The sequence below is a fragment of the Antribacter gilvus genome, from assembly GCF_003946865.1.
GTDB lineage: Bacteria > Actinomycetota > Actinomycetes > Actinomycetales > Cellulomonadaceae > Antribacter > Antribacter gilvus.
The window spans coordinates 110,331-136,445 of record NZ_QXTH01000011.1 but is presented as its reverse complement, the minus strand read 5'-3'; the positions used below and the strand labels follow the sequence as shown (position 1 = coordinate 136,445).

Annotated in this window: 23 protein-coding genes; 11 read left to right on the top strand and 12 right to left on the bottom strand. The window is 72.4% G+C overall.

What is annotated here, in order from left to right:
* Nucleotides 1-7: 7 nt before the first annotated feature.
* Nucleotides 8-1,579, bottom strand: a complete 1,572-nt coding sequence (locus D1350_RS18655) for an AMP-binding protein (RefSeq protein WP_125777549.1) — start codon at nucleotides 1,577-1,579, stop codon at nucleotides 8-10.
* 83 nt (nucleotides 1,580-1,662) lie between these two features.
* Nucleotides 1,663-3,366: an aldehyde dehydrogenase family protein gene (locus tag D1350_RS18650; RefSeq protein ID WP_125777548.1), complete on the bottom strand. Its 1,704-nt coding sequence runs from the start codon at nucleotides 3,364-3,366 to the stop codon at nucleotides 1,663-1,665.
* A 171-nt stretch (nucleotides 3,367-3,537) separates the two neighbouring features.
* Between D1350_RS18650 and D1350_RS18645 the strand changes: the two genes are divergently transcribed.
* The 4 genes from D1350_RS18645 (at nucleotide 3,538) to D1350_RS18630 (ending at nucleotide 7,491) form a co-directional block, all read left to right on the top strand.
* Nucleotides 3,538-4,824 (top strand): PucR family transcriptional regulator, encoded by a 1,287-nt coding sequence (locus D1350_RS18645; RefSeq protein ID WP_125777547.1) that lies wholly within the window; start codon nucleotides 3,538-3,540, stop codon nucleotides 4,822-4,824.
* Nucleotides 4,825-4,872: 48 nt separating this feature from the next.
* Entirely contained in the window at nucleotides 4,873-6,018 is a 1,146-nt protein-coding gene (locus D1350_RS18640) for an acyl-CoA dehydrogenase family protein (protein ID WP_125777546.1), read from the top strand.
* Nucleotides 6,019-6,166: 148 nt separating this feature from the next.
* Complete coding sequence (locus D1350_RS18635) at nucleotides 6,167-6,547, top strand: peptidase inhibitor family I36 protein (protein WP_164545230.1); 381 nt, start codon at nucleotides 6,167-6,169, stop codon at nucleotides 6,545-6,547.
* Nucleotides 6,535-7,491: a hypothetical protein gene (locus D1350_RS18630; RefSeq protein WP_125777544.1), complete on the top strand. Its 957-nt coding sequence runs from the start codon at nucleotides 6,535-6,537 to the stop codon at nucleotides 7,489-7,491. Before D1350_RS18635 ends, D1350_RS18630 begins: the two co-directional genes overlap by 13 nt.
* On the opposite strand, the gene D1350_RS18625 is transcribed toward D1350_RS18630, so the two are convergent.
* The 3 genes from D1350_RS18625 to D1350_RS18615 form a co-directional block, all read right to left on the bottom strand.
* Nucleotides 7,472-8,848 (bottom strand): aminotransferase-like domain-containing protein, encoded by a 1,377-nt coding sequence (locus D1350_RS18625; RefSeq protein WP_164545229.1) that lies wholly within the window; start codon nucleotides 8,846-8,848, stop codon nucleotides 7,472-7,474. The genes D1350_RS18630 and D1350_RS18625 overlap by 20 nt on opposite strands.
* A 233-nt stretch (nucleotides 8,849-9,081) precedes the next feature.
* Nucleotides 9,082-9,912 carry a choice-of-anchor E domain-containing protein gene (locus D1350_RS18620; RefSeq protein ID WP_164545228.1) on the bottom strand — a complete coding sequence of 277 codons (831 nt, stop codon included), beginning with the start codon at nucleotides 9,910-9,912 and terminating at the stop codon, nucleotides 9,082-9,084.
* On the bottom strand, nucleotides 9,912-11,084 hold the full coding sequence (locus D1350_RS18615) for a choice-of-anchor E domain-containing protein (protein WP_164545227.1): 1,173 nt from the start codon (nucleotides 11,082-11,084) through the stop codon (nucleotides 9,912-9,914). The genes D1350_RS18620 and D1350_RS18615 overlap by 1 nt, the downstream gene beginning before the upstream one ends.
* A 485-nt stretch (nucleotides 11,085-11,569) precedes the next feature.
* On the opposite strand from D1350_RS18615, the gene D1350_RS18610 reads away from it, so the two are divergent.
* Complete coding sequence (locus D1350_RS18610) at nucleotides 11,570-12,619, top strand: septum formation family protein (RefSeq protein WP_125777540.1); 1,050 nt, start codon at nucleotides 11,570-11,572, stop codon at nucleotides 12,617-12,619.
* A gap of 3 nt (nucleotides 12,620-12,622) precedes the next feature.
* On the opposite strand, the gene D1350_RS18605 is transcribed toward D1350_RS18610, so the two are convergent.
* The gene (locus D1350_RS18605) at nucleotides 12,623-13,945 is read right to left on the bottom strand and encodes an MFS transporter (protein ID WP_125777539.1); all 1,323 of its coding nucleotides are present in this window, start codon (nucleotides 13,943-13,945) and stop codon (nucleotides 12,623-12,625) included.
* A 71-nt stretch (nucleotides 13,946-14,016) separates the two neighbouring features.
* Here D1350_RS18605 and D1350_RS18600 point away from each other — a divergent pair, with 71 nt between their 5' ends.
* From D1350_RS18600 to D1350_RS18585, 4 genes are all read left to right on the top strand, one after another.
* Nucleotides 14,017-15,000: a GlxA family transcriptional regulator gene (locus tag D1350_RS18600; protein WP_125777538.1), complete on the top strand. Its 984-nt coding sequence runs from the start codon at nucleotides 14,017-14,019 to the stop codon at nucleotides 14,998-15,000.
* Nucleotides 15,001-15,010: 10 nt separating this feature from the next.
* On the top strand, nucleotides 15,011-16,030 hold the full coding sequence (locus tag D1350_RS18595; RefSeq protein ID WP_125777537.1) for a DNA topoisomerase IB: 1,020 nt from the start codon (nucleotides 15,011-15,013) through the stop codon (nucleotides 16,028-16,030).
* A 22-nt stretch (nucleotides 16,031-16,052) separates the two neighbouring features.
* Nucleotides 16,053-17,195 (top strand): trans-sulfuration enzyme family protein, encoded by a 1,143-nt coding sequence (locus D1350_RS18590; RefSeq protein WP_125777536.1) that lies wholly within the window; start codon nucleotides 16,053-16,055, stop codon nucleotides 17,193-17,195.
* Nucleotides 17,196-17,298: 103 nt separating this feature from the next.
* Nucleotides 17,299-17,964: an AMIN-like domain-containing (lipo)protein gene (locus tag D1350_RS18585; protein WP_125777535.1), complete on the top strand. Its 666-nt coding sequence runs from the start codon at nucleotides 17,299-17,301 to the stop codon at nucleotides 17,962-17,964.
* A 54-nt stretch (nucleotides 17,965-18,018) separates the two neighbouring features.
* Here D1350_RS18585 and D1350_RS18580 read toward each other — a convergent pair whose 3' ends face one another.
* The 3 genes from D1350_RS18580 to murA form a co-directional block, all read right to left on the bottom strand.
* The gene (locus D1350_RS18580) at nucleotides 18,019-19,059 is read right to left on the bottom strand and encodes an NAD(P)H-dependent glycerol-3-phosphate dehydrogenase (RefSeq protein ID WP_276313772.1); all 1,041 of its coding nucleotides are present in this window, start codon (nucleotides 19,057-19,059) and stop codon (nucleotides 18,019-18,021) included.
* Nucleotides 19,056-19,808, bottom strand: coding sequence for a lysophospholipid acyltransferase family protein (locus D1350_RS18575; RefSeq protein ID WP_125777534.1), 753 nt, complete (start codon nucleotides 19,806-19,808; stop codon nucleotides 19,056-19,058). The genes D1350_RS18580 and D1350_RS18575 overlap by 4 nt, the downstream gene beginning before the upstream one ends.
* Nucleotides 19,809-19,877: 69 nt before the next feature.
* The gene (gene murA, locus D1350_RS18570) at nucleotides 19,878-21,194 is read right to left on the bottom strand and encodes a UDP-N-acetylglucosamine 1-carboxyvinyltransferase (RefSeq protein ID WP_125777533.1); all 1,317 of its coding nucleotides are present in this window, start codon (nucleotides 21,192-21,194) and stop codon (nucleotides 19,878-19,880) included.
* A 559-nt stretch (nucleotides 21,195-21,753) separates the two neighbouring features.
* Here murA and D1350_RS18565 point away from each other — a divergent pair.
* Together D1350_RS18565 and D1350_RS18560 are read left to right on the top strand one after the other, a co-directional pair.
* Nucleotides 21,754-22,125 (top strand): hypothetical protein, encoded by a 372-nt coding sequence (locus D1350_RS18565; protein WP_125777532.1) that lies wholly within the window; start codon nucleotides 21,754-21,756, stop codon nucleotides 22,123-22,125.
* 22 nt (nucleotides 22,126-22,147) lie between these two features.
* Nucleotides 22,148-22,894: a sulfite exporter TauE/SafE family protein gene (locus tag D1350_RS18560; RefSeq protein ID WP_125777531.1), complete on the top strand. Its 747-nt coding sequence runs from the start codon at nucleotides 22,148-22,150 to the stop codon at nucleotides 22,892-22,894.
* Nucleotides 22,895-22,904: 10 nt separating this feature from the next.
* On the opposite strand, the gene D1350_RS18555 is transcribed toward D1350_RS18560, so the two are convergent.
* Genes D1350_RS18555 through D1350_RS18545 form a run of 3 tightly spaced genes read right to left on the bottom strand, consistent with a single transcriptional unit; the run spans nucleotide 22,905 to nucleotide 26,019 of the window.
* A complete protein-coding gene (locus D1350_RS18555; RefSeq protein ID WP_125777530.1) occupies nucleotides 22,905-24,413 on the bottom strand; it encodes a tripartite tricarboxylate transporter permease in 1,509 nt (502 codons plus the stop codon).
* Nucleotides 24,414-24,416: 3 nt separating this feature from the next.
* Nucleotides 24,417-24,935: a tripartite tricarboxylate transporter TctB family protein gene (locus D1350_RS18550; RefSeq protein ID WP_206074600.1), complete on the bottom strand. Its 519-nt coding sequence runs from the start codon at nucleotides 24,933-24,935 to the stop codon at nucleotides 24,417-24,419.
* 49 nt (nucleotides 24,936-24,984) lie between these two features.
* The gene (locus D1350_RS18545) at nucleotides 24,985-26,019 is read right to left on the bottom strand and encodes a tripartite tricarboxylate transporter substrate-binding protein (RefSeq protein WP_125777528.1); all 1,035 of its coding nucleotides are present in this window, start codon (nucleotides 26,017-26,019) and stop codon (nucleotides 24,985-24,987) included.
* Nucleotides 26,020-26,115: the final 96 nt, after the last annotated feature.

Below are 26,115 nucleotides of genomic sequence, written 5' to 3'. Positions count from 1 at the left end.
CCGGCGATCAGCGCTTGAGGTCCTTGCGCAGGATCTTCCCGGACGCGGACCTCGGCACCACCTCGATGAGCTCGACCTGGCGCACGCGCTTGTAGGGCGCCACGTGCTCGGCGACGAAGGCCATGAGCTCCTCGGCGGTCGGGGACGCGCCGGGAGCGGGAACCACGAACGCCTTCGGGATCTCGCCGGCCTCGTCGTCGGGCACGCCGATCACCGCCGCGTCCGCCACGGACGGGTGCGAGACGAGGAGCGCCTCCAGCTCGGCGGGCGGCACCTGGTAGCCCTTGTACTTGATGAGCTCCTTGAGGCGGTCGACGACGTGGAACACGCCCTCCGCGTCGACGGTCACGATGTCGCCCGTGTGCAGGAAGCCGTCCGGGTCGATCGTGTCGGCCGTGGCCTGCGCGTTGCCGAGGTAGCCCACCATGACGTTCGGGCCCCGGCAGAGCAGCTCGCCGGCTGCGGACACGCCCTCGGCCGGCTGGTCGACCTCCGCACCGGTGGCCGGGTCGACGATCCGCGCCTCCATGCTCGGCACGAGCAGCCCGATGGAGCCGGGCGAGATGTCGTCGCGCTCGATCGGGATGACGTGCGACACCGGGCTCATCTCGGACATCCCGTAGCCCTGCAGCACCCGGCAGCCCAGCCGTGCCTCGACGGCTGCGCCGAGCGCGGCGTCGAAGGGAGCCGCACCCGAGAGCACCGCCTTGACCGACGACAGGTCGTGGTCGCCGACGAGCGGGTGCTTGGCGAGCGCCAGGGCGATGGGCGGGGCCACGAACAGGAACGTGGCCCGGTGCTCCTGGACCACGCCGAGGTACTGCGCGAGGTCGAAGCGCGGGAGGGTCACCAGCCGCGCGCGCTTGTAGAGGGCCAGGTTGAGGAGCACGGTCATCCCGTAGATGTGGAAGAACGGGAGCACGGCGGGGACCACGTCGTCCCGCTCGACGCCGATCGCCGCGCACTGCAGCACGTTCGCCACGAGGTTGCGGTGCGTGAGCATCACGCCCTTGGGCCGGCCGGTGGTCCCGGACGAGTACGGCAGCACGGCCAGGTGCGTCGCCGGGTCGAAGGTGACCGACGGCGGCTGGTTCGGCTCGGCCAGCAGGTCCGGGAGGGAGCCGTAGCCCTCGGCGCCGTCGAGGACGATCACCTGCTCGTCACCGAGGCCGGCCTCTGCCGCGCCCGCCGCCGCGCCGGCCAGGAGCGGCGACACGGTGAGCAGCAGGACGGCCCGGGAGTCGGCGAGCTGCCGGGCGATCTCCTCGCCGCTCGAGAGGGCGTTGACGGTGGTGACGGTGACGCCTGCCCGGAGGAGGCCGTGGAACACGGTCACGTAGGCCGGGACGTTGGGGGCGTGCAGGGCCACGACGTCGCCCACGCCGAGTCCGCGGGCGGCGACCGCCCCGGCGATCGCGTCGACCTGCGCCACGAGCGCGCGGTACGTGGTCGCGGCGCCCGTGGGGCCGTCCACCACGGCGACCCGGTCCAGGTCCTCGTCGGTGAGGCCTGCGAACAGGAAGTCGTGGACCGACACGTCCGGCACCTCGACGTCGGGGTATGTGCTGCGGATGACCACCGTTGGTCTCCTCTCCTCGATGGTGCGCCCCGCCGGCGGCGGGGGCGGCTCAGGCGGCGGGGCCCTCAGGCGGCCGGGGCGGCTCAGGCGCGGAACGCGTGCACCAGCACCGTGGCCAGCCTGCCCCACGACGGTGCCGCCGCGTAGGCGGTGAGGGCGCGCGCGGTCCGGACGCCGCTGCGGGCGCCGACGAACCACGGCGGCTTGGGGAAGAGCGACGGCTCGCCGTGCAGGACCGACCGGGGGAACGGCCGGAACGGCCCGGTGAGGACGGTCCGCTCCGGGTCGCGCAGGAGGTGGCCGTTGTGCACCACGCCGGTCCCGCTGCCGGAGCCGTCCCGGGTGTGCCCCGGGAACGCACCCCAGGTGGCACGGGGCAGGAGGAAGCCCATGCCCGTCCAGGCGTTGATCGCCACGGTGCCGTAGCGGAGGTCCGCGACCGCCTGGTCGAAGGCCGCGCCGAGGGCCCGCCGGTCCGCCGGCCGCACGATCATGTTGGCGCCGAGGGTGCCGGCGAGGCCGTCGTTGGCGAGGCCGACGGCGGCGCGCAGGTACGACGCGCCCTCCCCCGGCAGCTCGGTCCAGGCCAGGACGGGCGCGAAGTACTCGTCGGCGCACGCGGCGTCGCCGGGCTCCACCCGCACGAGCAGCCGCCCGTTGACCTCCTCGGCGCCCGCGTGGTCAGCGGCCACGCGGGCCATCGTCGCAGCCGCCCCGGGGTACCAGGGGGCGCGGGCGGGCAGCCGCGCGAGCACGGCCCGGACCTCGTCGAGGAACGCGTCCTTCTGCGGCCAGCCGGCGGACAGGACGAGCACCTGCCCGGCGATGCAGTTGTGGCCCGCGTTGTGCAGCCGCATGGTGGCGACGTGCTCCGCCTGGAACCTCAGGTCCGCCCGGCTCCACCGGCCAGGCACCACGATGACGGGCGCCACGCCGCCCAGCTCGCTCGTGATGGGCACGGTCAGCCGGGGGTCGTCCTCCGCCCGACGACGTCGTGCCTCCTCTCCCGTACCCCACACGATCGCGTCGTGGGTCCGGACGGAGCCGGTGATGTGCACCTTCGCGATCCCGTCGTGCGCGGTCAGCCGGGCGCCCGTCTCGGCGCCACCGGTCACGAACCGCAGCACCCCGGCGGCGACGAGCGGCGCGAACGCCTCCTCGTACACGGGCAGGAGGTCCGTGAACGTGGGGTTGAGCTTCACGATCGACGCCCGGTCGTGCGCCACCAGCTCGTACAGGGCGTCCAGCGGGGCGATCGACGAGATGTTGCCCGCGCCGAGGACGAGGCACACTCCGCCGCGGTCAGCCGAGGTCGGGGCCGGCGGGCCGGCGTCGCGCCGCACCTGCTCCGCCGTCACACCCGGCGGCATCCAGACCTCGGCGTGGAAGCCGTGGAACATCAGCCCTTCTTGGGCGTTCTCGGGCAGGACGCGGACGGCGACCCGCCCGCCGGGCGCCGCCTGCAGCCGCGAGCCCGCGAGCGTCGACCCGCCCGCCGCGACGGCGTCGTAGGCCCTGGCGTAGCCGGCCACCGCGGTGAGGGCGGCGTAGGGCCCGGTGAGCCACTCCTCGCCCTCGAGCTCGGAACCGACCGGGACCGACTTGGCGCGGCAGGCCGCAGCCATCCATCGCTCGGCGACGCCGGCCACCGCGGCGCCGACCTCACGGAGCAGCCGGGCCCTGCCGTCGTGCGGCAGGTGGGCCCAGCGCTCGGCCCCGACGGCGAGCCGGTCGATCGCGTCGTCGAGCTCGTGGCTCGTCAGGGCGCGGGCGTCCGTCACGCTCATCGCAGATCTCCCTCGATCGTCGGAACGGTAGCGGCCCCGTCCCCCTGCGAGGGGGCCACCGCCCCTCAGTGTGGCGTGATACGTGGTCTCAGCGCCAGGGTCCCCGGCACTCCGTTGGTTGACAATTTCTGTGCGAATGCACAATCGGTCCCTCGTGGGTAGTCTCCCCCCATGTCGGACATTGCGGTTCGGGAACCGGCCCGCCCTACCTGCCCGGCGCTGCACGACCTGCGCGAGCAGGTCGACCAGCTGACGGATCTGGTGACCCAGGGCGCCCTGCCGCCCGGCGCCCTCGACGGTGACCCGACGATCACGCCGGACCAGGTCCGCGGGCTCGCCCGGGCCAACCTGGTCGAGCTGCTCGCGGGCCTGGCGGGCGACCCCGAGTCGCTCGCGCCCGCTCGGCGGGCGGGGCAGGCCGCAGCCCTCGCCGGGGCTCCCCTGGAGAACGTGCTGCGCGCCTACCGGGTCGCCGGCATGCTCCTCTGGGACGAGCTCACCGCACGCGCGACGCTCAGTCCGGACCCGTCGGCGCTGGTCAGCCTCTCGTCGCGGGTCTGGGCGGCGATCGACCGCTATTCGAGCGCGGCCACCGACGCCTACCGCTGGGCCGCTGCCGAGCGCGCGGCGGGCGTCCGCGCAGCCCGGGAGGCTGCGCTCCTCGGGATCCTCGACGGGTCCGACCCGCACCGTGAGGCCGCGCGCCGCACGCTGCGGCTGCCGGAGCGGGGCGTGTTCGTCGTGGTGGCTGCGGACGCCGGCCCGCGCCCCGCTCCCGGGCCAGGACCTGGACCCCGGACCCACCCGGCGCGCCGGACAGGTCCGGTTCCGCGCCCGACGACGGGCCGGGCCCGTGCACCTGGGCGAGCGGCCGGCATCGGGCAGCAGGGGCCCGCGCTCTCGGCGAGCGAGGTGGCCGCCCGGGGCCTGGCCGCACGCTGGGTGGACCACGGCGGAGAGCGACTCGGTCTCGTTGCGGCGGCTACCGCCGAGGAGGCGGCCGCCGCCGCGGAGGCCTGCGTACGCGACGGCCGGGCGGGGCTGAGCAGGCCGTTCACCACCCTGGCGCAGGCGTCGGCGGCGCTCGACCAGGCCCGCACTGCGCTGCAGTGCCTGTCGCCCCACGCCACGGGAACGGTCCGGTACGGGTCGGCGCCGCTGGACGCGCTCCTGGTCTCCGACGTCGCCCGGGCCGGCGAGCTCGCCGCCTCCGTCCTCGCCGGGTTGAGCGGCCGAGACGCGCGCGACGAGGAGCTGCTCGTGCGCACCCTGGAAGCCTGGTTCGACGCCGGAGGATCGTCCACCCGCGCCGCGAAGGAGCTCCACTGCCACCGGAACACGGTCCTCAACCGGCTCGCACGGGTGACGGAGCTGACCGGTCGGGACGTGAACCACCCGCGCGACGCGGCCGAGCTCTACGCCGCCGTACGCGCCCGCCGCCTGCACGGGACGGCGTGACGCACGACACCGCGCGACCCCCACCGGGTGCGGCGTAGCGTCGGGAGCATGACGCAGATCCTGACCGACGACCTGCTGGACACCGTTCGCGGCCGGGCCGCGGGATACGACCGGGAGAACTCCTTCTTCACCGAGGACCTCGAGGACCTGAAGGCCGCCGGCTATCTCGCCGCGCTCGTGCCGGCGCAGCTCGGGGGCCCCGGGCTGACGCTGCGCGACGTCGCACGCGAGCAGGCGCGGCTCGCGGCGGCTGCCCCCGCCACGGCGCTGGCCGTCAACATGCACCACGTCTGGACGGGAGTGGCCCGCTACCTGCACGCTCGCGGCGACTCGTCGCTCGACTGGCTGCTGGAGGAGGCGGCCGCGGGCGAGGTGTTCGGGTTCGGGTACTCCGAGTCGGGCAACGATCTGGTCCTGCTGGGCTCGCGCACCGAGGCGCGGCCCGACGGCTCCGGAGGCTACGCGTTCTACGGCAAGAAGATCTTCACGTCGAACTCGCCCGCGTGGACACGCCTCGGCGTGCTGGGGCGCGACGACACGTCGGAGGACGGGCCGCGCCTGGTCCACGCGTTCGTCACACGCGACGGCGGCGGGTTCGACATCCTCGACGACTGGGACACGATCGGCATGCGCGCGTCGCAGTCGCGCACGACGGTGCTGGAGGGAGCGCACGCCCCGGCGTCGCGCGTGCTGCGGCGGCTCGCGCCCGGCCCGACGCTCGACCCGTACGTCGTCGGGATCTTCACGTCGTTCGAGCTGCTGCTCGCGTCCGTCTACACGGGGATCGCGGACCGGGCGCTCGAGCTCGCCGTCGAGGCAGCGGAGCGGCGGTCGTCCATGAAGACGGGCAAGCGGCTGTCGCAGGACCCGGACATCCGGTGGCGCATCGCCGACGCCGCGCTGGCCCTCGACGGGATCTGGCTCCAGCTCGACGCCCTCACCGGGGCGATCGACGCGGGCGAGGACCGGGGCGCCGGCTGGTTCCGGGCCACGGCCGGGCTCAAGGTCCGCGCCACGGAGGTGGCGCGGTTGGTGGTGGACCAGGCGGTGCGGTCCTCGGGCGGGTCGACGTACTTCAGCGGCTCCGAGCTGGGACGGCTCTACCGCGACGTCCTGGCGGGGATCTTCCACCCGTCCGACGACGAGTCGGCGCACGCGACGATCGCGCAGTCGCTGCTGGGGCCCCTGGAGTAGGCCCCGCCCGCATCTCCCGCTGGCCTCATTTCTGCGGGCGCTCGTGGACCTTTTATCCGGGATGTGCCGATGTGACGATCGGTTCGGCGGGTTGATCACAACTCGTCGGAACACATCACCACGGAACAAGGGGTCTGTTATGCGAATCATGAAGAGGCTCGTGGCCGTCGCGGCCGTGGCCGCCGGTCTGGGCATCGGTGCCGCGGTACCCGCACAGGCAGTGGAGCTCAACGGCGTGTGCGAGCACCGTGAGGCGTGCTTCTACTGGGACAGCAACTTCGGAGGGGCGAAGATCGACCTGTACTCCCCCCGGGTCGACTTCAGCACCCTGCGGTTCCTCTCGCCGGGTGCCGGGGCCGGCCAGTACGTGAAGAACAACTCGGCCTCGGTGCGCAACCACGACTACGGCACGCTGCGCGTGTACTACAACGAGAACTACACCGGGGTCTACGACGAGTTCCCGCCCTACGGCTCGGGCAACCTCGTCCGGACCTGGAACGACAACGCGAGCTTCAAGTGGTTCTTCTGAGCCACCAGCGTGCGTCCGGACCCGGCTCGGCCTCGGCCGGCCGGGTCCGGGCGCACGGCGGGCCATGGTGGGGCGTGCGGGGACTGTCCCGTCGTCCCGCGGTCCTCGTCGCCTGTCTCGCGGCGCTGGCCGCATGCGCCCCGGTCGCATCCTCGGGTCCGACGGCGGCCGACCTCGAGCTCCCCGTCATGCCGTACCTCCTCTCGGACGACGAGCACCGGGAGATCAGCACAGCCTTCTCGTTCCTGGTGAACCGGTGCTCGCACCGGTTCGGCCTCGACGTCGACCTCCCGGTCCCGACCGGTCGGCCGTTCTCGCACACCGAGCGCCGGTACGGCATCGCCGACCCGGGGCTCGCCGCGAGGGGCGGCTATCACGTGGAGGAGCGCGGGAGGCAGGCGGACTCCTCGGAGCTGTCGCCGGCCGAGGAGGCGATCCTCTCCGGTGAGCCTCCTGCGGCCGGCTCCCCGGCGGCCGGCAGCGGGCCGGTTCCCGACGGTGGCTGCGCCGGCGAAGCGATCACGGCCCTCGGCGGCGACCTCGGGAGCTCGCAGCTCGCGCGGGACGTCGACATCCAGAGCGTCACGAAGGCCATGGAGGACCCGCGTGTCGTCCGCGTCTTCGCTGCGTGGTCCGACTGCATGGCAGACCGGGGGTACACGTACGACGACCCGTGGGACCCGCCGAACGACCCGAGGTTCACGGAAGGCACGCCAGCTCCCGAAGAGCCGGCCGTGGCCACTGCTGACGTGGAGTGCAAGGTCGCCACAGGTCTGATCGGCGTCTGGCACGCGGTCGACGTGGAGATCCAGACGGAGATGATCGACGCGGACCGGGCAGGGTTCGACGCGGCCAAGGCGGACAAGGACGCACTCGTGCGCGCCGCGCATGCCGTCCTCGAAGCCGCTGGGACGGCCGGCCCGGTCACAGGTGAGGGGCGATGATCCGGCAGAGGAGGCTGACGGCCGCCGCCGCGGTGGGCACCCGCAGCCGTGCCGAGCCGACCACCAGGCCCTTCGGCGAGGCGGACGACGCGTAGAAGGTCGACAGCGCCGCGACCCTCAGTCGAGCGCGTGTCGCCGCCCGGGCGATCGCCTGGTCGTCGGCCTGCGGAGGGAGGTGGATGACGGCGTCGGTGCCCACGAGGTCGAACCTGAGCCCCAGGTCCAGGAGCTGGTCGTTCAGGGCCGTGACCAGGGCGTCCCGCCGTCGGCGATAGACGGCCCGGGCGCGACGGAGGTGGCGGTCGTAGTCCCCGGTCGAGATCAGACGCGCCAGCGCCAGCTGCTCGAGCCTGCCGGAGGCCTCGGCGGAGGCGAGGACATCGTGGACGTCCCGGACCAACGACCTCGGCACGGTCATCCAGCCGAGGCTGATCAACGGCGCCAGCGTGTGGCACGTCGCGCCGAGATGGACCACCCGTCCCGGGGCCTGGTGCTGGAGCGCCCGGCCGGGCGTAGCCCCGCCCGAGAGCTCGGAGCCGCTGCCCTGCTCCAGGAGCCAGGCTCCGGTGCAGTGCGCCCACCGGACCACCTCGCGCCGCCGATCCTCGCTCAGCTGGAGACCGGTCGGGAACTGGTGGGCCGAGGTGACGAGGAGGGCGTCGGCCTCCAGCCCGTCGACGACCACTCCCTCGGCGTCGACGGGCTGGGGCACCACCCGCAGACCGGCCGCCCGGATCTGCTCGCGGCGCTCCATGTGCGACGGGTCCTCGACCGCCACGGAGCGGACCCCTCGTCGGGCGAGGGCTGCGAGGAGGAGCTCGACGCCCCGGGCCGAGCTCGGCGTGATGATGATCAGCTCGGGGTCGGCGATCACCCCCCGCGTCCGCCCGAGATAGTCGGCGAGCTCGATCCGCAGGATGGGCTCTCCGCACGGGTCGGGCGGGTTCCACCCCACCGCGGCGTCTCCGCGCACAGCGGCCTCGTAGGCACCGAGCCACTGCTTTGAGGGGAACAGCTCGGCGTCCGGCACCGCGGGCGCGAGGTCGTACCGCGGCCGCGCCCGGGACTGGTCGGAGACGCCCGGCCGGCCCTGCACCCGGAGGCCTGCGACGACGGGGGCGGACCGGCCCTGCACCTCCAGGAAGCGCTCGGACCGAAGCTGTTCGTAGGCATCGCTGACCACCCCCCGTGAGACACCCAGGTGGGCGGCGAGGACACGCGACGCCGGGAGCCGCACGCCCGGCCGCAAGGCGCCCGATCGGATCGCGTCGCACAGCGTCCTGCGCAGCGCGTGACGCAGGGTCTCACCGGGACGGCGGTCGAGTGATATCCAGGTCTCCGGACTCGAAAGGGACATACCACCCAGACTTGAGCAAATCGACATCCGGGTCGACGCCCGAAAGCCTGGGCTTATCGCTCCTCCCGCGAACGGGGCGGACTTCTGCCTTGTCCGGGCGAGGGCTGGTCGGCGTTCCCGCCTACTTCGCCGCCGCCCCGGCGTTCCACCTGGCCGGCGAGGCGGTCCGTGTGCCGCACCAGATGCCTCGGCCGGTGGGGCGCTCGAGGCGTCCCCACCGGCCGAGGGGTCGGTCAGCCCTTGCGGGCCTGGACCTTGCGGCCCACCACGAGGGCCGCCGTGCCGCCTGCCAGGAGAAGTCCTGCGACGAGGACCACCTTTGCGACGTCACCACCCGTGACCGGCAGCGGGACCGCCGGGGGTGTCGGCTGGGCCACCGCGACCGGCGTCACGCTGGGAGTCGGCGAGGCCGACGGCGTGGGAGACGGCGTGGGGACCGGCGCGGGCTCGTAGACGTACGAGATCGTCGCGCTGCCCGAACCGCCGGCGAGGAAGATGATCGTCCACTCCGACGGCTGGGCGAGATCCGACATGGACGACGCCTCGTACGAGAAGGGCACGGTGCCCGTCCCGGTGTAGAGGGCGAGCTGTGCCGGGTCGGTCAGCGTCTCGCTGAACGGCGACACATCGGTCTCCGTGTAGTAGAACGAGTCCGACGCCGTCGGCACCGTCCCGGTCTCGAGCCAGTCCGAGCACGCGTCGGCGCCCGTGCTGGCGGTGAGCTCGCCGCCGGGCACGTCCATCGCCCCGGTGGCGGTGGCCACGATGTCGCCTGCGAACGTGACCGGCGCCAGGCCGGACACCGATCCCGCCGGGATGGTGCTCGCCTCCTGGCTCAGGTTCGTCAGGCAGACGTCGAAGTCCATGGTGACGTCGGCGGTGATCACCACCGACTGCAGCGTCCCCAGTGCAGGGTCGAACTGCTGGAAGGTTCCCTCGCCCGACAGGTCGAGGTCGCCCAGGTCGAAGGTCGCGGTCTCCTCCGGCGTCGTCTCCGCCGCGGCCGGGCCGATGCCGGCGATGCTCAGCACCCCGACGGCGACCAGGGCCGAAGCTGTTCGCATCACACGCATGGCACCTCCACCTGAATCGTGCGGGTCTGGTCGACGACCCAGCCGAAGCCGTTCGGGGCCGGGTCGGGTTCCGTCGGCGGGGTCTCGGACCACACGTTCGAGTACTCCCAGGTCAGCGGGGTGCCCTCCGACACCTTGTAGCGGTACGTCGCGGTCGGGTTCCCGGCGTAGACGCCGGGCGGGAGCCAGGCCGGACCCTCGTCGAGGTGGGTGACGTCCCAGTCGTGGAACGCACCGAACGACTCCGGCAGCGAGTACCAGCCGTCATCTCCCTTGTCGACCCACTGGCCGCTCTCGTAGGCCCAGCCCTGGATCTCCTTCCACACGCGCACGGTCAGCGGCCGCTTGTAGGTGTACTCAGTGACGTCGCAGTAGCAGATGGCCTGGGTCACGTAGTAGTACAGATCCGTGTGGCCACCCACCGGGACCGTGCCCGGCTGCGAGGCGTGCTGACCATCGGTGATGGTCACCCCCGCCTGACCACACTCCACGAACTCCCACTCCGGGCCCACCACAGCAGTGGTCTCGTGCACCCCGGCCGCGACCTGCGTCGGCAGCAACGGACCCGCCTGCGAGATCCCCGCCGTGGCATCAGCCACCGTCGAGACCACCGGCGTCGTCGACTGCTGACCGTCCACACACTCGTAGACGTAGATCGCGATGGTCTGCGTGGGGGCCGGGTGGTACTCGTACGAGACCGTCACCTCGGCCTCGCCGACGGCGACACCTGTCGACACGTACGGCGCCGGCCCGGACACGGTCGTCTCGATCACGCTCGTGACCGGGTACGTGATGAAGCCATCACCGACGAACGAGGCGAGCACCCCAGGGTCGGTCGTCGTCGCCGAGGTGGTGCCCTCGTCCGAGATCTCGTAGTTGATCTGCTCGCCCGGCGCCAGCGTGAAGGTCTGGGCGTCGTGGGCCTCTGCCGTGTACTCGGCCAGCTGGCCGTCGATGGTGATGCTCGCGTCGACCGAGGCGGTCAGCGTCTTGTCCTCGTACGTGCTGAGGTTCTCGAGGCCACCCGTGACGGTGCCCGAGACCCAGCCGCTCAGCGTGATGCTGTCGAGGATCAATGTGCCGCCGAGGTCGTCGAACTGCTGAAGCTCGACATCATGGACGGCGGGAAAGGACTGCAGCGCGACCGACGCTGTATGCGTCACGGTCTCCGCCTGCGCCGGCGCAACCACCGTTGTCACGATGCCGGATATCAACCCGGCTGTGACAACGGCGGCGACCGCGCGATGACGTCTGATCATGCGTGGGACACCCCCTGCTTATTTCTCCACAGGCACAGCCGATCGCGAGCGCGAACTGGTGCTGGGAATGCCCATGGCGCCTATCTGGCCCGCCCCAGGTTGTGTAGACGCGTTCGACGCCCTCACATCCGGCGAATGATTTGACAAACCGCCGGCACTGGTTTCCATTTGCGAGCTTGCAGGTCGAGAAGGTGTAGCCAGATATCACCGACGGAATGTCACACAGGACTTCACCCGACCCCAGGCAATCATTTCCACGCCGACACACAATGGCCCGGACCGGCATTTCCAGGTACTGACAATCAGTCAACAATTCACATTTTCACCCGCTCATTTCTCTTGCCAACGCCGAGTCCGCGTGTCAAAGACACCTCGCTTCTCTGGTAGAAATGCTCGACGATCCACCCGCACCGGAGGACCCTGTGACGCACGACAAGTCGGCCCTGCCGGACAACCCCCCGGCACGCCACACGCCGCACAGGCTCGTGATCGCGGGGGCCGTCGCACTCGGGCTCGCAGGGGCTGTGGCCGCTGCCGTCGCCCTCGGCACGCACGCGGACGACGAGGGGGAACCGCTCCGCACGGCCGTCCAGCCCGCGGGCCGTGGCTTCGGTATCGGGTGGGAGGACCTGCTCGCGGGCGACTGCCACCTCGCGGTAGGCGAGGGCGAGGTCTACACCCTCGACGTCGTGCCCTGCGCCGAGCCGCACCGCGGCGAGATCATCGCGGTCACAGAGCTGCCCGACGGACCGTGGCAAGGCGAGGACGACGTCCAGGACGCGGCCTGGAATCGCTGCATCCCGGAGTTCGAGGACTTCACCGGGGCTACCTACACCAGCGAGGTCACGTCGCTGTGGCCGATCTCCCCCACTTCGGCCTCCTGGGAGGTGGGCCACCGGGACGTCGCGTGCGACCTGGACCTCGGCTACGACGTCATCGGCTCGCTCCGCGGACGGGGCGACGAGCTCGCCGACGGACCCGAGGCCCTGCCCGACGACACCACGAGCGCCCCTCCCGCGCCCCAGGCCGACAAGGACCCCGGCGATCTCGTGGTCGACACCGACCCACGGGCGGTGAACCTCGGCACCTGCTACCTCGTCGTCGGACTGCCGAGCGAGGTGGCCACCCTTCCCGTGGTGCCGTGCGCGACACCCCACGGCGGCGAGGCGTACGCCAAGCGCTACCTCGAGCGTGCGGACGTCCCTGGCGGGAAGCACCCCGGCGCGGAGGCCATGAGCACGCTCGCCGCAGGCATCTGCGCGGAGGAGCTCGAGCGGTTCACGGGCGCGCGGACCGAGGACTCCCGCTACAGAGTGTGGTTTGCCGCACCCGACGAGTTCGCGCTGGACTGGCGGGCGCAGTCGCCCGAGATCCTCTGCTTCCTCGAGTCCCGCGAGGACACGCTCACCGGCAGTGTGCGCGGCAGCGAGAAGTCATGACCGTCACACCGGCGTCGCCTTCCGCACCACCAGCGACATCGCCGCGGCGGCGGCGCACAGCGCCCCTGCCCCGAACCACACCGCGTCGTACGTCCCCGTGAGGTCGCGCACGAGGCCGCCGGCCCAGGCCACGACGGCCGCACCGACCTGGTGCGAGGCGAGGACCCAGCCGAACACGATGGGCCCGTCGTCGCCCCACAGCTCTCGGCAGAGGGCGAGCGTAGGTGGCACGGTGGCGACCCAGTCGAGCCCGTAGAACACGATGAAGAGCACCATCGGCGGCTCCACCTCGGCCGACATGAGGGACGGCAGCGCCATGAGCGCCAGCCCCCGGAGCACGTAGTAGACACCCAGGAGCACGCGGGCGTTGAACCGGTCGGTGAGCCAGCCGGAGAAGATCGTGCCGATGATGTCGAACACACCGATCACCGCAAGCAGCGTGGCGCCGGCCGTCATGGACATCCCGTGGTCATGGACGGCGGGCACGAAGTGGGTCTTGATCAGGCCGTTCGTCGACGCCCCGCAGATGGCGAACGCCCCGGCGAGCAGCCAGAACGGCCCGGTCCGGGCGGCGCGCGCGAGCACCGTCACGGTCCGCAGGGCGGCGCCGCGCAGGGGCGCGGGCTTCGCCACGAAGTCCCCGCCGTAGGGCGCGAGCCCGACGTCGGCCGGGTGGTCGCGGAGGAACAGCAGCACCAGCGGGAGCACGACGGCGGCAGAGAGCGCCACCGTGACGCTCGCGGGCCGCCAGCCGTGGTTCTCGATCAGCCACGACAGCAGCGGCAGGAACACGAGCTGGCCCGACGCCGCCCCCGCCGTCAGGATCCCCGTCACCAGGCCGCGCCGCTCCACGAACCAGCGGCTGGTCAGCGTCGCGGTGAACGACGGCGCGATGCACCCGGTGCCGACACCGACGAGGACGCCCCAGCACAGGACGAAGTGCCACGGCTCGGTCATGTTCACGGTGAGCAGGGCCCCGCCGGCGATCACGAGCAGCGCGCCGGCCAGCACGCGCCGCATCCCGATGCGGTCCATCAGCGCGGCGGCGAACGGCGCGGTGAGCCCGTACAGCGCGAGCTGCACCGACACGCCCAGGCCGATGGTCGCCCGCGACCAGCCCAGCTCGGAGTTCAGCGGTTCGATGAGCAGCCCGGGCGCGGACCCGAAGGCCGCGGCACCCATGAGGGCCACGAACCCGACAGCGGCCACGAGCCAGGCGCGGTGCAGCAACGGTGCCCGACGACGGCGCCCGGTCGCCTCGGGCGGGGCGCCCGCCTCTCCTGTGGTCGCGGGCTCCGGGGACGTCGGGGTGGTGAGTCCGGTCATGACTGGAAGCATGGTGGAGCAGTCCCGCGGCCACCAGTGGCCCGAACGCCATCGTTCGATAGGATCAGGCCATGACCGGTCCCGCGCCCGTACCGCATAAGGTCGCCGTCCTCGTCCGGCCTGGCTTCATCCCGCTCGAGCTCGGTATCCCCCACCGCATCCTGGGCCGCGCCCGCGACGCCGCGGGCCACGCGCTGTACGAGGTGGTCACGTGCACGCCCACGCCCGGCCCGGTCCCGTCGGACACCGACGTCACGATCCTGGTGGAGCGCGGCGCGGAGGCGCTGGCCGAGGCGGACACGGTCATCGTCCCCGCCGCTCTCGACGACGGGCCCGAGCTCCGGGAGGGGCGCCTCTCCGACGCCGCGGCGGTCGCCCTGGGCCACGTGCGCCCAGGCACCCGCCTGGTCTCCATCTGCGTCGGCAGCTTCGTGCTCGCGGCGGCCGGCCTGCTCGACGGCCGCCCGGCCTCGACGCACTGGGCCGACGCCGACGACTTCCGCCGCTTCTTCCCCAAGGTCCTCCTCGATCCCGACGTGCTCTACGTGGACGACGGCGACGTCCTCACCTCGGCCGGCGTGGCCTCCGGCCTGGACCTCTGCCTGCACATCGTGCGCCGGGACCACGGCGCGGCGGTCGCGGACGACGTGGCCCGGCGCACCGTCGTCCAACCGCACCGGGAGGGTGGCCAGGCCCAGTACGTGCGGCGCGCTGTCCCCGCCGTCGGCGAGGCGGGCACCGCCGCCGCGCGGGCGTGGGCCCTGAACCACCTCGACCAGCCGCTCCCCCTGCGTGACCTGGCGGACCGGTGCGCCATGAGCGTCCGGACGTTCACGCGCCGGTTCCGCGAGGAGACGGGCGAGAGCCCGGGAGCCTGGCTGGCACGCCGGCGGATCGAGCGCGCGTGCACCCTGCTGGAGACCTCCGACCTGCCGGTCGAGCAGGTCGCGGCGCGGGCAGGCTTCGGCACCGCCCAGTCGCTGCGCCTGCGCATGCAGGAGACCCTGGGCACGACGCCGACGTCGTACCGGCGCACGTTCCTCCTGGCGCGGTGAGGGGGCCAGGATGCCCACCCCGGACGGCCTGACCCACAGCTGCGACGCCGACCCCGGCATCCGCCGCAAGCGCCAGGGCCGCGGGTTCGCCTACGTCGACCACGAGGGTCGCCGCGTCACCGATCCCGACGTGCTCGCCCGGATTCGCTCGCTCGTGATCCCGCCCGCGTGGACCGACGTCTGGATCTGCGTGGACACCACCGGCCACGTCCAGGCGACGGGCCGGGACGTGAAGAACCGCAAGCAGTACCTGTACCACCCCCGCTGGCGCGAGCACCGCGACGCCGCCAAGTTCCACGAGCTGGTGGGCTTCGGCGAGGCGCTCGTGGACCTCCGCAAGCGGGTCGACGAGGACCTGCGGTCACCGCGCCTCTCCTTCGAGAAGGTCGTCGCCACCACCGTGTGGCTGCTCGACAGCACGCTGGTCCGCGTCGGCAACGACGAGTACGTGCGGACCGGCGAGTCGTACGGGCTGACGACCCTCCGGAACCGGCACGCGAGCGTGGACGGGTCGGAGGTCCGGTTCCGCTTCAACGGGAAGTCGGGCACGCCGCACGACGTCGTCGTCGAGGACCGGCGGGTGGCGAACATCGTCCGCAGGTGCCGGGAGCTGCCCGGCCAGCAGCTGCTGCAGTACGTGGACGGCGACGAGGTGCGGAAGGTCGGGTCCGGTGACGTCAACGCGTACCTGAGCGAGGCGACGTCGGCCGACTACACCGCCAAGACGTTCCGCACCTGGGGCGCGAGCGCCCTCGTCCTCGGGCACCTCCGCCGCCAGGAGCCCGCGACGCAGCGCGAGCACGACGCCCAGCGCGTGGAGGCCGTGCGGCTCGCGGCGGCGCACCTGCACAACACCCCGGCGGTGTGCCGCAAGAGCTATGTCCACCCGGCGATCCTGGCCGACGACCGCAAGGAGCTCGACCGCCTGATCGAGCGCTCCGGGGCCGACGCCGTCCGCTCGTCCCGCTGGATGGACGCCGACGAGCGGGCCCTGCTGAAGGTCCTCAGGACGGCAGAGCGCGGGGGCTGACCGGCGACGTATCCTCGCCAGCATGAGCGCCACGCACGAGCCCCTCTCCCCCGCCACCGTCGCTGTCACGGCCGGCCGGCCGCCCAAGGTGCAGGGAGGGCCCGTCAACCCGCCGCTCGTGCTCAGCTCCACGTACGTCTCGCAGGGCGTCGTCGGCCCGGGCGAGCTGCTCTACACGCGGAGCGGCACGGAGACCTGGGAGCCGTTCGAGCGCGCGCTCGCCGCGCTGGAGGGCGCCGAGCGACCGGGCGTCGTCTTCGGGTCCGGCATGGCGGCCGTCGCCGCGGTCCTCTCGGCGGTGCCCGACGGTGGCGTCCTCGTGGTGCCCCGCCACGCCTATCAGGTGAGCCTCGGCTACGCCGACGACCTCGCCTCCCGCCACGGGGTCGAGGTACGCCGCGTGGACATCGCGGACACCGACCAGGTGGTGGCTGCCCTCGACGGTGCCGACGTGGTGCTGGTCGAGTCACCGACCAACCCCATGCTCGAGGTCGCGGACCTGCCCGCGATCCTCGCCGCCGCACGCGAGCGCGGCGTCCGCTCCGTCGTCGACAACACGTTCGCGACCCCGCTCGGCCAGCAGCCCCTCACCCACGGCGCCGACGTCGTCTTCCACTCGGTGACCAAGTACCTCGCCGGGCACTCCGACGTCGTGCTCGGCGCCGCCGTGACGAACGACCCCGCGATCGAGGCCGAGCTGCGCGCCTACCGGACGCTCCACGGGTCCATCGCCGGCCCGTTCGAGGTCTGGCTCGCCCTCCGCGGGCTGCGCACCCTGGCCCTGCGGGTCGAGCGGGCGCAGTCCAACGCCGCCGAGATCGCCGCCCGGCTCGCCGACCACCCTGCCGTCGTCGAGGTGCGCCACCCGTCGCTGCCCGCCGACCCGGGCCATGAGCGCGCGGCCCGGCAGATGAACGGGTTCGGCGCCATCATCGGCCTGCGCCCCACCGGCGGTCCCGCGGGGGCCGACGGCGTCGTCGCCGCCCTCGACCTGTGGGTGCCGGCCACGTCGCTCGGCGGCGTCGAGTCCAGCCTGGAGCGCCGCCGCCGCTTCCCGACGGAGTCGCTCACCGTGCCGGAGGACCTGCTGCGCCTGTCCGTCGGGGTGGAGGACGTCGAGGACCTGTGGGCCGACCTCGACCAGGCCTTGCGCACCCTGCTCTGAGCGCTTGCTCGGAGGTGGCGTTTCGGTGTCGGTTGGGCCGCTTTCCGGCAACGACGCGCGCGCGTACCGCGTGGGAGGCCGGGTCCGTCCCTAGGATCGGCGCATGAGAACTCGCTCCGCACGTGCCGCGTCGCTCGCGATCCTCGCCACGGCGGCCCTCGCCGTCGCCGGCTGCACCAGCGGGATCAACGACGCCCCTACGCCGAGCCCTGCGGGGACGAGCGCGGAGGCGACCCCGTCGCCGTCGGGCAGCGCGACCAGCTCACCCAGCGCGAGCCCCGCCGACGACGGGACGGACGACGCCGACGACGCCGCTGCGCCGCCGTTCACGGCGAACACCGAGCCGGACACGAGCGAGCCGGCGGGGTCCGCCCTCCTCACGGTGACGGACGTCCGCACGGGCCGCCACGAGGGTTACGACCGGGTCGTGTTCGAGCTCGACGGCACCGGTGAGGGCGTGCCGGGCTGGCGCGTCGAGTACGTCGACCAGGCGGTCGACGACGGCAGCGGCAATCCCGTCGAGGTGGCCGGCGACTCCGTCCTGCAGGTGACGATCTCGGGAACCGCCATGCCGACGGACAGCGGGGTCGAGGAGTTCTCGGGCGACCGTCTGCCGGGCGACGACCTGGTGGCCGTCGACGAGGTCGTGTACCGGTTCTGGTTCGAGGGGTACACCAACGCGTTCATCGGGGTCGACGGCGAGGAGAAGCCGTTCCGGGCCTTCCTCCTCGAGGACCCGGTGCGCGTCGTGATCGACGTCCAGCACTGACGCGCGCAGCAGCCCCGGTGCGCCGTTCGCGCGGTCGCACCGGGGCTGCGCGCGTCAGTAGACTCCCTCGGACTTCTGCGGGCGCGAGAGCAGGGCGACCGCGAGCTCGCTCAGCGGCAGCGCGCCGCTGAGGACGCCCACCACGCCCGCGGTGATCGGCATGTCGATGCCGTGCTTGCCGGCCAGCTCGAGGACCGACTGTGACGACTTGACGCCCTCCGCCGTGCCGCCGGTGACCTTGAGCGCCTCCTCCAGGGAGAGCCCCTGGCCCAGGTGCTTGCCGAGCGTGTGGTTGCGCGACAGCGGTGACGCGCAGGTGGCCACCAGGTCGCCCATCCCGGCCAGGCCGGAGAACGTCTCCACCTCGGCGCCCAGCGCCAGCCCGAGCCGCGTGATCTCGACGAGGCCTCGCGTGATGAGCGTTGCGGTGGTGTTCCAGCCGAAACCACGGCCCTGGGCCATGCCGACAGCCAGGGCGATGATGTTCTTCACCGCGCCGCACAGCTCCACGCCGACGACGTCGTCGTTCGTGTAGGGCCGGAAGTACCCGTTGGCGCACGCTGTCGCGACGAAGCGCGCGGTCTCGTCGCTCGTCGACGCCACGACCGTCGCCGTGGGCTGGCGGGCGGCGATCTCCGGCGCGAGGTTCGGCCCGGAGACGACCGCGACGCGTTCCGCCGGGACCCCGAGGGCCTCGGACACGACCTGGCTCATCCGCTTGTCGGTGGTGAGCTCGACGCCCTTCATGAGCGACACCACGACGGCGTCCGGCTCGACGAGGTGCGCCAGCCCCTCGAGCGTGGCCCGCGAGACCTGCGAGGGGATCGCCACGACCACGAGCGACGCGCCGGCCAGGGCCTCCGCGGCGTCGGTGGTGCCGGCCATGACCGGCAGCTCCACGCCCGGCAGGTACTTCTCGTTGCGGCGGTCGTCGCCGACCGACCGGGCCACAGCCTCGTCGCGACCCCAGAGCGTGACGTCGCACCCGGCGTCGGCCAGCACCATCGCGAAGGTGGTGCCCCACGATCCCGACCCGAGGACGGCGGCGCGGACCGGTGCGGCGCTGCCGGGCGCCGCGCCCGTCGCGGCGCTCACGGGCGCTCCACCGGCGGGTAGACGGTCTGCTTCTTTTCGTACTCGGGGTGGAGCCGCAGGTCGAACCGGTGCTCGGGCGCCTTCTCGCCGCGGATCTCCTCGAGGAGGGCCGTGATGGCGTCCATGACCCGCGTGGTGGCCTCACGCAGCACGGCCGTGTCCGTGGGCCGGTCGTAGAGGTCGGACAGGTCCACCGGCGGGCCGGCCCACACCCACACCTTCTTCCGGGGGAACGGCTTCAGCACGTGGCCGTAGCGAGGCATGATCTCGGTGACGCCCCACTGCGCGATCGGGACCACGGGGAGCCGGGTCGCCAGCGCGATGCGCGCGAGGCCCGTCTTGCCCACCATCGGCCAGAGGTCGGGGTCGCGGGTGAGGGTGCCTTCGGGGAGGATCGCCACGCAGTCGCCGCGCTGCAGCTGCTCGCCCGCCGCCTCGAGCGACCTCGCAGCGCCCACCGAGCCCCGGTCCACGGGGATCATGCGGGTCGCGCGGAGCGCGAAGCCGATCGGGGAGTCGAACAGGGCCTTCTTCGCGAGGATCCGGGGCTCCACGCCCTGGTCGAAGAGGAAGTGCGCGAACGAGAGCGCGTCCAGCTCCGTCACGTGGTTGCCGGCGGCGATGACGCCGCCCGGCTGCTGGAGGTGCTCGCCGCCGCGCCAGTCGTACCGGCACAGGGAGAACATCAGGTGGCGTACGAGCCAGGCGACGGCTCGGTACGCGCGGGAGTCGGGTCTCGCGATGGGCACGAGCCCACAGCCTACCGTCGGCGGCGTCGCGCACCTCGCCCGGTGCACGACGCCGCCGCACGGCCCGCGTCAGCCGCGATCGACGTCCGCGCCCAGGGCGACCAGCTTCTCCTGGAAGTTCTCGTAGCCACGGTCGATGAGGCCGATGCCACGCACCGTCGACCGGCCGTTGGCGGCGAGCGCGGCGATCAGGTGCGAGAAGCCACCGCGCAGGTCCGGGACCTCGATGTCCGCGGCGTCCAGCGGGGTGGGGCCGGAGATGACGGCCGAGTGGTGGAAGTTGCGCTGGCCGAAGCGGCAGTCCCGCCCGCCGAGGCACTCCTTGTAGACCTGGATGGTGGCGCCCATCTTGCGGAGCGCGTCGGCGAACCCGAAGCGGTTCTCGTAGACCGTCTCGTGCACGATCGACAGGCCCTTGGCCTGCGTGAGCGCCACGACGAGCGGCTGCTGCCAGTCCGTCATGAAGCCGGGGTGCACGTCCGTCTCGAGGACGATCGAGTGCAGGTCGCCGCCGGGGTGCCAGAACCGGATCCCGTCGTCCTGCACGTCGAACCGGCCACCCACCTTCCGGAACGTGTTGAGGAACGTCATCATCTCGGGCTGGGTGGCGCCCTTGACGGTGATGTCGCCGCCGGTGGCGAGGGCAGCGGAGGCCCAGGAGGCGGTCTCGATGCGGTCGCCGAGCGCGGTGTGGGCGTAGCCGTCGAGGCGGTCGACGCCCTCGATGCGGATCACCCGGTCGGTGTCCACCGAGATGATCGCGCCCATCTTCTGGAGCACCGCGATGAGGTCCATGATCTCGGGCTCGATGGCTGCGTTCGTGAGCTCCGTGATGCCCTCGGCGCGGACGGCCGTGAGGAGCAGCTGCTCCGTGGCGCCCACCGACGGGTAGGGCAGCTCGATCTTGGTGCCCTGCAGGCGGCGCGGGGCGCGCAGGTGGATGCCGTTGGGGCGCTTGTCCACCACGGCACCGAACTGACGCAGGATGTCCAGGTGGTAGTTGATGGGCCGGTCGCCGATGCGGCAGCCGCCCAGGTCGGGGATGAACGCCTCGCCCAGCCGGTGCAGCAGCGGCCCGCAGAACAGGATGGGGATACGGCTCGAACCGGCATGTGCGTCGATGTCCGCCACGTGCGCGGACTCCACGTTGGACGGGTCGAGGTCGAGGATGCCGGCGTCGCTGTCGTACTTCACGTTCACGCCATGCAGCTCGAGAAGGCCCGAGACCACCGCGACGTCGCGGATCTGGGGCACGTTGCGCAGGACGCTGGGCGTCTCGCCGAGCAGCGAGGCCACCATCGCCTTCGAGACGAAGTTCTTGGCACCTCGTACGGTGATCGTCCCCTGAAGCGGGTTGCCACCGTTCACGTAGAGCAGGTCGGTCATGTCCTCGGCGTTCGTTCTGGGTCGGATGGGACGTTGGGCGAGCCGAATCGGTTCGCGCGCTCATCGCGGGCTCGCGTGCGTTCCGGCGGGACGTCCGGTCGATCATTCCCCCGTGCGCCCTCGCGTGCCAACACGCGAGGGCTCGCGGGTATTCACGTTCACACCACCTTCACGCCCGCCCCATCCCTGAGGCCCGCGACACGCCGCGAAACCTCAAGTGCGAGAACGACGGGGTTCCGGCGGTCAGCCCCCCAGCGTCGCCAGGAAGGGCAGGGCGAACGGGCCCACGAGCCCGACGACGACCACGATCCCTACGGCGATCCGGACCCACGGCCGCTGCCTGTGTCTGTCCTGCTGTGTCATACCGACGACAGTAACAAGGCCGCGAGCGCTCCCCCGAGCAGACTTCGCTAGAGATCCTTAGGCTGGGCGGGTCGCCAACCGGGGAAAGCCAAAGGGCCCGCCGGTGAGAACCGACGGACCCAGAGGAAACGCTCGAACGGAGAGACCTGCCTCCGCTTTCGAGAAGAACACTAGCCCGCTTTGGAGAGCCTCACAAGTGACGATCACCGCAACAGACCCACCGATCACCCGCTGGATCAGCCTGTCCCGTTTTGCCCCTTACCTCGCCGAGGCCGGAGGCAACCTCCTGCCGGACCACGACTCGGGTCGGCAACGGCTCTGGGACGACGCCCTCTCATCAGCATTTCCCAACCTGGTGATCACACCTCGGCGGCTCACCGCGAAGGTTCACGACATCCACCTGCTGCGAAATCGCGTAGCCCATCTCGAACCTCTCTTTCGCACCAATGTCAGAGCGACGCTCCGTGACATCCTCGACGTCCTCCGCGCGATCGACACCGTTCCTGAGCAGTGGGTATCGGGGCAGCAGCGCGTCACGCAGGTCCTGAAGGCAAGACCCATCCTCTGACACGCGCCGGTAGCGTGGACGTGTGGACACCACGGCGCTGGTCGCGGCCTGCGCCGCCGTCGTGCTCGGGGCGTCGCTGCAGCGAGTGGCGGGGATGGGCCTCGGCATGGTGGCGGCGCCGGTCCTGACGGTGCTCCTCGGTCCGGCTGCCGGGGTGCTGATGAGCAACGGTGCGGCGATCGTCACCTCGCTCCTGGTCCTGGGCGCGCTCCGCCACGGCATCGACTGGCGGAGGGTCGCCGCTCTCACGCCCCTGGTCCTGGTGGGATCCGTCCTCGGCGCGCTGACGGTCCGCGCGGCGAGCACCACCTGGCTCGACATCCTGGTCGGTGGCTCGGTGCTGGTGGCTCTCGCCGCGACGGTGGTGCTACGCCGTCGGGCACAGGTGGGAGGCCGCGCCGCGGCCCTGGGGACGGGCCTGGCCGCGGGGTTCATGAACACGACGTGCGGCGTGGCCGCACCCGCCTGGACCGCGTACGCCCTGGCGACACGGTGGGAGCACCGGTCGTTCGCGGCGACGCTCCAGCCGCTCCTCCTCGTGGCCAACGTGGCGTCGCTGGCGACGAAGCTCCTGCTCGGCTCCGTGCCGCCGGACGCGGTGCCCGCCTGGTGGACCTGGCCGGTGATCGCCGCAGCCGTGTTCGGCGGCGTGGCGCTCGGCGCGGTCCTCGCCCGCGTGGTCCCGTCCCGGGTCGCCGCCGCCCTCGCCGTCACGGTCGCCGTGGCGGGCGCGGCGACGGCCCTGGTGCGCGGCCTCGTCGCCCTCTGACTCTGCCCGCTCACTCGTCCTCCGCGAACACCACCTCGCGCTTGCGCCGGATCGACGGCAGCACCGCCACCACCAGCGCCACGACGGCGAGCGCCAGCAGCACCGCGGAGATCGGCCGCGTGACGAACACCGACGGGTCGCCGTGCGAGATGAGGAGCGCGCGCCGCAGGTTGTCCTCGAGCAGCGGCCCCAGGACGAAGCCGAGCAGGAGCGGCGCGGGCTCGCACCCGCAGCGGACCAGCACGAACCCGAGGATCCCGAAGAACGCCACGGCCAGCACGTGGTACGGGTTCTGGCCCAGCGAGTACGTGCCGATGCAGGCGAAGACCACGATGGTGGGGAACAGCACGGAGTACGGGACGCGCAGCATCCGCACCCACAGGCCGATGAGCGGCAGATTGAGCAGCACGAGCAGCACGTTGCCGACCCACATCGAGGCGATGAGCCCCCACACGAGCTCGGGCTGGTCGGTCATGACGTCGGGGCCGGGGGTGATGCCCTGGATGATGAACGCGCCCACCATGAGCGCCATGACGGGGTGGGCGGGCAGGCCGAGCGTGAGCAGCGGGATGAACGACGTCTGCGCCGCCGCGTTGTTCGCCGACTCCGGCCCGGCGACCCCCTCGATCGCCCCGTGGCCGAACCGCTCGGGGTGCTTCGAGATCCGCTTCTCCACGGCGTACGACGCGTAGGAGGCGAGCACGTGCCCGCCGCCGGGCAGCACGCCGAGCGCCGATCCCAGCCCGGTGGCCCGCAGCACGGGCCAGGTGATCCGGCGCAGGTCCGCACGCGAGGGCCAGATGTTCGTGACGCGGGAGACGATGCGCCGCCGGGTGCGGGGGTCGTGCAGGTTGCGCAGGATCTCGGCCACGCCGAACACCCCGACGGCGACGGACACGAAGTTCAGACCGCCGTACAGCTCACGCAGCCCGAACGTGAATCGCGGCACGCCCGTGTACAGGTCCTGGCCCACGAGGCCGAGCAGGATGCCGAGCACGATCATGGCGAGCGCCTTGAGCGTGGAGCCGCTGGCGAGCGCGATGGACGCGATGAGCCCCAGCACCACGAGCGCGAAGTACTCGGCGGCCCCGAAGCTGAGCGCGGCCCGGGCGAGCGGCGGGGCGGCCACGGCGAGCACCACCGTCGCGACGGTCCCGGCCACGAACGAGCCGATGGCGGCGACCGCGAGCGCCGTCCCCGCCTGCCCCGAACGCGCCATCTGGTGTCCGTCGATCGCCGTCACCGCCGCGGACGACTCCCCCGGCAGGTTGAGCAGGATCGCTGTGGTGGAGCCGCCGTACTGGGCGCCGTAGTAGATGCCGGCCAGCATGATCAGGGCCGACGTCGGGTCGTCGAACCCGAACGTGATCGGCAGCAGCATGGCGATGGCCGCGGTGGGGCCGATGCCGGGCAGCACGCCCACCGCCGTCCCGAGGGCCACCCCGGCGAGGCAGAACAGCACGTTCTGCCACTGCAGCGCGGTGCTGAAGCCGAGGGCGAGGTTGTCGAGGAGGTCCATGCGCTACCCCCCGAGCCAGCCGCCGAGCAGCGACAGCCGGAGCTGCAGCAGCAGGACGAAGATGACGTAGCTCGCGACGGTGAGGCATACCGCGATCAGCAGCGCCCGGTGCCAGCGGGTGCCGCTGTCCGCGAACGCGGCCAGGAGGCCGGCGCCGAACGCCGCGGGCAGCAGCCCGAGGCCGTCCACCGTGTACGCGAAGAACGCGACGGCCGCGGTCACGAGCAGCAGGGGACGCCAGCGCAGCCCGGCGAGCGGCCGGTCGTCGCCGGAGTCCTCCTGGACGGGCACGTCGCCGCCGGTCGCGTCGGGTACGACGGCGTCCGGTACGACGGCGTCGGACACGACGACGTCGGCGGGCACGCCCGGGGCGACGTACGCCTTGACGACCGTCGCGGCGCCGAGGGCGACGAGCAGTCCGCCGAGTGCGAGCGGCACGTACCCCGGTCCCATGGCGAGGAGCGAGCCGACGTCGTACGCCAGGGACCCGATCGCGAAGGCCGCGCCGAGCGCGACGAACACCACCCCCGCTACCAGGTCGGCTGTGGAGCGGGGCCTGAGCCGGGAGATCTCAGCCTCCCTGGCTCGCGGTGATGACCTCTTCCCAGGCGCCGATCTGCTCCTCGAGCAGGCTGGTGTGCTCCTCGGGCGTGGCCCGGTCGGTCTCGACGGGGGCGGTGCCGAGGTCGGCCATCTGGTCGATGACGCCCTCGTCCTGCAGGGCCGCCTGGAGCGCCTCCGTGAGGGTCGCGACGACGTCGTCGGGCGTGCCGGTCGGGACGTACAGGCCGTGCCAGACGGTGACCTCGAGGTCGGGCAGCCCTTCCTCCGCCGTGGTGGGCAGGTCAGGCAGGCTCTCCACGCGTTCCGGCGTGGTGACGGCGTAGGCCTTCACCTCGCCGGCGGAGATCTGGCCCGTGGTGTTGGTGGTCTGGTCGCACATGAAGTCGACCTGGCCGCCGACCAGGTCGGCCATGGCCGGGCCGGTGCCGTCGTAGGGCACCTCCTGGACCTTGACGCCCATGGCGTCCTGGAGCAGCAGCCCGCAGAGGTTCGACGCCGACCCCACGCCCGCGTGCGCCAGCGTCACGGTGTCCTGGTTCTCCTGCACGTAGGCGATGAGCTCGTCCACGGTGGTGGGCTCGAAGTCCTTGCGCGCGATGATCGTCATCGGCACCTCGGTGACGAGGCCGACCGTCTGGAAGTCGGCGAGCGGGTCGTAGGGCAGGTCCGGGTACAGGGTCGGCGCCGTCGACATGCCGATGTGGTGCATGAGGACCGTGTACCCGTCGGGGGCGGCGGTGGCCGCCTGCCCCGCGGCGACCGTGCCGCCCGCGCCCTCGATGTTCTGGACCACGATCTGGACCCCGAGGCTCTCGCTCATCGGGTCGGCGATCATGCGGGTGACCGTGTCGGTCGGGCCGCCCGCGGCGAAGGGCACGATGATCTCGATGTCGTCCTCCGGGAAGGCGGAGCCTCCGTCGCCCTCTCCACCACCCCCGTCCCCGCCCCCGCCGCCGCCCGGCACGCAGGCGGCCAGGCTGAGGCCGAGGAAGAGGAGTGTCACGGCGGCCACAGGGGTCTTGCGGCGTCCTACGCGTGTCATGGCGGTCTCCGATCGTCGTCGATCCGGTAGACCGTGACATTACTCGCATCGATGTGACGTCCGCCACAGACCTGGCCGCATGTGGTCGAACAGTGA